We start from the raw sequence: 4977 nt of genomic DNA, 5'->3' as shown, positions 1-4977 counted from the left end.
TCTCTTCTTTCAAAATGATTGAGACATAGAAAATTTAGAATGGAAATTCCAACTTACTCATTTGCAATTTGATCAATCCCTATCCTGCTTTAACGCTCACCACCTAAATATTAACATTTGTATAAATCATTTATCCAATGTCAATATTAACAACTATTTTTGATCAAAATAACCGCTTATCGCATACTCAATCATCATCATTAATAAACCGCAAAATAGCAAATGTTACTTTTTTTATATATGACAGATAAGATAGCTTAATTTACGACCAAAAATAATACGTTTTTTATTTTTATTTGTCTTTTTTTTAAGCATGTTTTCCGATGGTTTGAGAAGAGTAGCCTTAGCCATTTCTTAGCGCTAATCAGCTAATATCAATGCTTAACAAAAGAGAAGATGGGTTCTTCTAAGAAAGGTATTGATAAAAAGACTGCTTTTTTAAACAAAAAAGCAAACTTATTTTTATCATTTTTATTTATTGTGATATTGATTATCATCAACATTACTCAAATAAAGAGTAGAATTGGTGGGAAATAACTTTTTGACAGACAACACACAATAAGCAGATTGATATAACAAATTTATTCAAAATAGTTATTTATCACTATTTTTTATCATAAAAACAAATAACCTCAGTTACGCAACTCATTACTCAACGATCTCATTTTTATGTAACAAATAAGATAAAAATATTGTTAGCCATCTTTCTGTCACCATCAACTATAATTATTTACGTAACAACGCCCAATAACATGAGCAATAGTTTAGAAGTCGATTAGCCTTTTATCGACCATGTTCTTTTTGATTCTCGCTAACCTTTAGTATTTTCTTTTCCCCGTACTTTTACTTAATCTTTTTAATCATTTTTGTATCATGATATAATACGAAAAATAAGCCTCTAATTATTTCCAATAGAAATTACAATGGTGCATTTATTTCGTTATTCGATGATTTTTTTCTTCTATAAGTCAGACTCATCTTCTTGATAAAGATATAAATAATGTAATATTGAAATAGATATTTTATACAATAAATAGATTAGTATGTTTTTTCAACCAGTATAATAAGATTACTTATTGGTAGCATTTCCCCTACAGCTTGTTTACAAAAAAGAATTTATATCCTAATGATATGTATCAACAATCAACACTTCCCCCCATTCATCAGCTTTACTGTAGCCCCCTGCGGTGTCATCTACACAACTTTTCTCCTCCCCTGACTTGCTTTAAGTGCACTTTTATCAAAAATATTTCTCAAAAAGCAGTAGGTTAACGATCGTCAAATAAAGAATAATGATAAATAATTCATCGAATATATTGAAATTGTTTGAGAATATCATCGAGTGATATGTACGACACCAAAGTTTTCAATAGAGGCATGTAAGTAAATGCATCTTGTCTTAAGCCCTTTAGTAACGATTTTGTGTGCTAGGACAATTAATAGACTCATCAAATGGGTTTTTAGTAGGAAAGCCACTCCACCAACTCGGCTTAACATAATTTTAAAATGCGTTTTTTGATTTAAAATAAGTTTCCATTGATAAATGGTTTTTTATTATAGATAACTTTATTCTTTCATCTAAACAAAGATTGATGATACATGTTATCGATCTTATTCAGCCATAAACATAGTTTCACAATGAATAATTACACATATGAAATAGGTTACCTTTAACCACCAGTATTAATACTTAGTTAATTTTCTATTATTTATAATGCTAAACTGTATTAAATAGCGTTTAAAATAAGCTAAATTCCCTCGTTTTCAGTTATTGTTTTATATTCTACTTTTGTTGATATTATCCCCACTATTCTTATAAAACACATTAACAAGCTCTATTGCTGTGGGGATAACCTCTATTTATACTCACAAAGTATTATATTTTATATCCATAAAGTATTAAGCAGGATGCTCAGAAGCAATTTTCCAATTAATTGCACTGACACTTTTTTCTAAACTTATCCTGCAAACAATGGCTTCTATCTCTTTTTGCTCAGCTGGGGTAGCCAACACTTCAGCACAAACTTCTAATTGACTAGGCATTGGTGTATCTGCGCTACTTAATGATTGCAATCTCACATGTAAACCGTTTATGGCTTGCAAAATAAGTGTTCTTACCAAAACTTCATCGTGGGTATCACAAACAATACGAATAGAATAGCGTTGTTCAATATCTGTCGCTTGATATTGCGGTTGGGCATTTATTCGTTGAGCCGCTTCCCGTAATAGAATATTGGCACAAAGAATAAGCAATGTCGCTACGGTAGCAAGTGGATAGAGTCCAAGTCCACATAACACACCAATGCCCGCAGAGCACCAAAGTGTCGCCGCGGTATTAAGACCTCGAATATTCATTCCTTCGCGCATAATCACCCCTGCGCCTAAAAAACCAATACCAGAAACCACTTGTGCAGCAATCCGTCCTGGGCTATCGGGTGAAGTTTCAATGGAGCTTAAGATAAATACCGCAGCACCGGTCGCCACTAAAGCATTGGTGCGAAGTCCTGCCATTCTTTGACGCCATTGTCTTTCGGCACCAATCAAAGCACCAAGACACATTGCAACAACCAAATTTAAGATATAAGGAGTCATAGCCATTTTAATTTCCTCCATAAACAATGGCTAAAAAAACACGCCGTTATACGGCGAATGAAGTAATACAACAACGGATCTTTGGCTACAGCACTCTAGGAGGAGGAAATAAGGAGAAAAAAACATAGCACATAAAATCACCTCTTAGTAATAAGAGCATCTAAAGGTTAGTGCGATTCTATGTAAAACGAGGTTCAAGAAGTGCACTGCCCACCGGTAGGTAAGCAGTTTTAGCGGAGAAAACGGCTTACCAATTTGTTTTTTGCATTAATTTACTACTTTGCGTATCCATCTGTTTTCTCTTCGTCAAAATTTGGCTGGTAGTATAAATAGGCCATTGCACAATGTAAATGAACGCTTCCTAAACCAATCATTTTTGTTGTACTGGTCGAACAAAAGTGCCTTCACCACCTTCTTTTTCATTAAAAAACCAAATACCATTCGGATATTCAGGCAGTGAAACCAAGTACATAATGCCTTCATTAAATTCTTCAATCAGTAAAATGGTTCCTTTACGATCTTCACAGCCGTCCGTTTTTACTACAACATGATCATTAACGTTCATTTTTACTCCTGATAAAAATTCTCATTATCTTCTTTTTATTTTACCCATAAAGAAAAAGCCTGCCACCAGAAGGTGACAGGCTTGAAGAAAATTTTTAAAAGGCTTTTATTACAGAGCTGTTACGTTAGCAGCTGCTGGACCTTTTGCACCGTTTTCAATTGTGAATTCTACGTTCTGACCTTCAGCCAGAGTTTTGAAACCGTTACCTTGAATGGCAGAAAAGTGAACGAATACGTCTTTGCTTCCGTCTGCTGGAGTAATAAAACCAAAGCCTTTAGACTCGTTGAACCACTTAACTTGACCTTTCATTTTGTCAGACATGTGACTTTCCTATATATCAATAAAACGTTGCCTTCTCGGCATCTACTGGCCTGAACTACCTATAACTTATGGGCACACATGAAGAAAACGGTCAAAAAGCGATGCTGTTTAAAACTCATTAACTTAGAATGTCAATCATAAATCAGGTCTGTATTTAGGCCTTACTCATTAACGCATGAGACAGGGTTAATAGCAATAGTTTTATGCATTGAAAGATTAAAAAAATGCAAATTGCACATAAAAAATACAAATTCGCCTCTATTTTTGTCACTGTGTATAAAATTTATTTGATATTTTATAGCAATTATTAACAGCAAGTAGGAATAGTCTTAAGAGACTAACAATAACAGTTAAGCGTCGAATTTAAAAAAACTGTTCTATCTGCTGATCCTGTCTCCATGATAATCTATTCTTAAGAAACAAATTTGCAACATTCATCTTTTAAGGTATTTACAATGAATGTATTAAAAGACATTTTAGAGCGTGATTTAGCACGTATTAATGCCGCAGAAAAGCGTGATGGCAAACCACACTTTAATAGCCAATTTTTAAAAAATCATATTTGGCTTTGCGTCAGTATGGTGTTGTCATATTTATTACTGGCCGCTTTGCTTATTTACTCTCCTTACTTTGGGGTCATTTCGCTGACTCTTTTCACTTTGATGTTTATTGTGATGGCAGGAATACTGCTATTTGATATCAAACCTATTTATAAGTTTGATGATATCGGCGTTCTTGACCTTAGAGTTTGCTATAACGGCGAATGGTATACTTTTGAAAAATTATCTGATGAAGCGATTAATGAGATACGCCAGCACCCGGCTATCCCAGCGCAAATAAAAGAAGACATCAATGACATTATACGCACAAAACAAGAGATACACTTTTATGACGTGTATTTAATCGCATTCGATCCCATCACCAAACCGATTTCGTCAGAAAAATTATCACCCCAAGTCTAATACTATGAGAAATTCTCCGTGTTATTGCACACAACACGGAGAACCTTAACCATTTTTTAGCCATATTGTCCATAAACCAATCAAACAGTTAATTAATCTATTTTTTAACGTTGACACCCTGATATATCATCGCTATTATGCGCCTCGTTCTCAAGAGAACACAATTCCTCCATAGTTCAGTCGGTAGAACGGCGGACTGTTAATCCGTATGTCACTGGTTCGAGTCCAGTTGGAGGAGCCAAATTTAAAAGAGCCCGCTTTATGCGGGCTTTTTGCTTTTCTAAATAAACTAGTCCCTACTAGCCTTTCATGCTCATCAGCGATATCTATATATAACTATTTATTTTTTATACTTTTTTATCAAAAAAACAACAAAACGGTGCACTCTTGAGCAAACAAACATTTTTTTTGTTTTTTTGCTTTACAAGGGAAAAGAGGATAGCTATTATTCGCCTCGTTCTCACGAGAACACTCTTCCTCCATAGTTCAGTCGGTAGAACGGCGGACTGTTAATCCGTATGTCACTGGTTCGAGTCC

General features: G+C 34.2%; 4 protein-coding genes and 1 tRNA gene. 2 read left to right on the top strand and 3 right to left on the bottom strand.

The genetic code is table 11. The annotated features are described in order from the left end of the window. Positions 1 to 1899: 1899 nt before the first annotated feature. The 3 genes from AACU95_RS00350 to cspE all read right to left on the bottom strand — a co-directional run bounded on the left by AACU95_RS00350 (position 1900) and on the right by cspE (position 3478). The gene (locus tag AACU95_RS00350) at positions 1900 to 2598 is read right to left on the bottom strand and encodes an MgtC family protein (protein WP_004248352.1); all 699 of its coding nucleotides are present in this window, start codon (positions 2596 to 2598) and stop codon (positions 1900 to 1902) included. Between the two features lie 364 nt (positions 2599 to 2962). Continuing rightward, positions 2963 to 3157, bottom strand: coding sequence for a protein DsrB (dsrB, locus tag AACU95_RS00345; RefSeq protein ID WP_110144317.1), 195 nt, complete (start codon positions 3155 to 3157; stop codon positions 2963 to 2965). Positions 3158 to 3265: 108 nt separating this feature from the next. Beyond that, positions 3266 to 3478 carry a transcription antiterminator/RNA stability regulator CspE gene (cspE, locus tag AACU95_RS00340; RefSeq protein WP_004243573.1) on the bottom strand — a complete coding sequence of 71 codons (213 nt, stop codon included), beginning with the start codon at positions 3476 to 3478 and terminating at the stop codon, positions 3266 to 3268. Between the two features lie 455 nt (positions 3479 to 3933). Here cspE and AACU95_RS00335 point away from each other — a divergent pair, with 455 nt between their 5' ends. Together AACU95_RS00335 and AACU95_RS00330 are read left to right on the top strand one after the other, a co-directional pair. Further along, positions 3934 to 4440 (top strand): YlaC family protein, encoded by a 507-nt coding sequence (locus AACU95_RS00335; RefSeq protein ID WP_004243574.1) that lies wholly within the window; start codon positions 3934 to 3936, stop codon positions 4438 to 4440. 165 nt (positions 4441 to 4605) lie between these two features. Then, a tRNA-Asn gene (locus AACU95_RS00330) sits at positions 4606 to 4681 on the top strand. Positions 4682 to 4977: the final 296 nt, after the last annotated feature.

Origin of the sequence: Proteus sp. G4415 (assembly GCF_963896075.1) — a bacterium.
Lineage (GTDB): Bacteria > Pseudomonadota > Gammaproteobacteria > Enterobacterales > Enterobacteriaceae > Proteus > Proteus mirabilis.
This window is presented reverse-complemented; position numbering and strand designations above follow the sequence as displayed.

What these genes read in the sequence shown, in the direction of transcription:
- AACU95_RS00350 (WP_004248352.1), bottom strand. Translation starts at nt 2,598, where the DNA reads ATGGCTATGACTCCTTATATCTTAAATTTGGTTGTTGCAATGTGTCTT.
- dsrB (WP_110144317.1), bottom strand. Translation starts at nt 3,157, where the DNA reads ATGAACGTTAATGATCATGTTGTAGTAAAAACGGACGGCTGTGAAGAT.
- cspE (WP_004243573.1), bottom strand. Translation starts at nt 3,478, where the DNA reads ATGTCTGACAAAATGAAAGGTCAAGTTAAGTGGTTCAACGAGTCTAAA.
- AACU95_RS00335 (WP_004243574.1), top strand. Translation starts at nt 3,934, where the DNA reads ATGAATGTATTAAAAGACATTTTAGAGCGTGATTTAGCACGTATTAAT.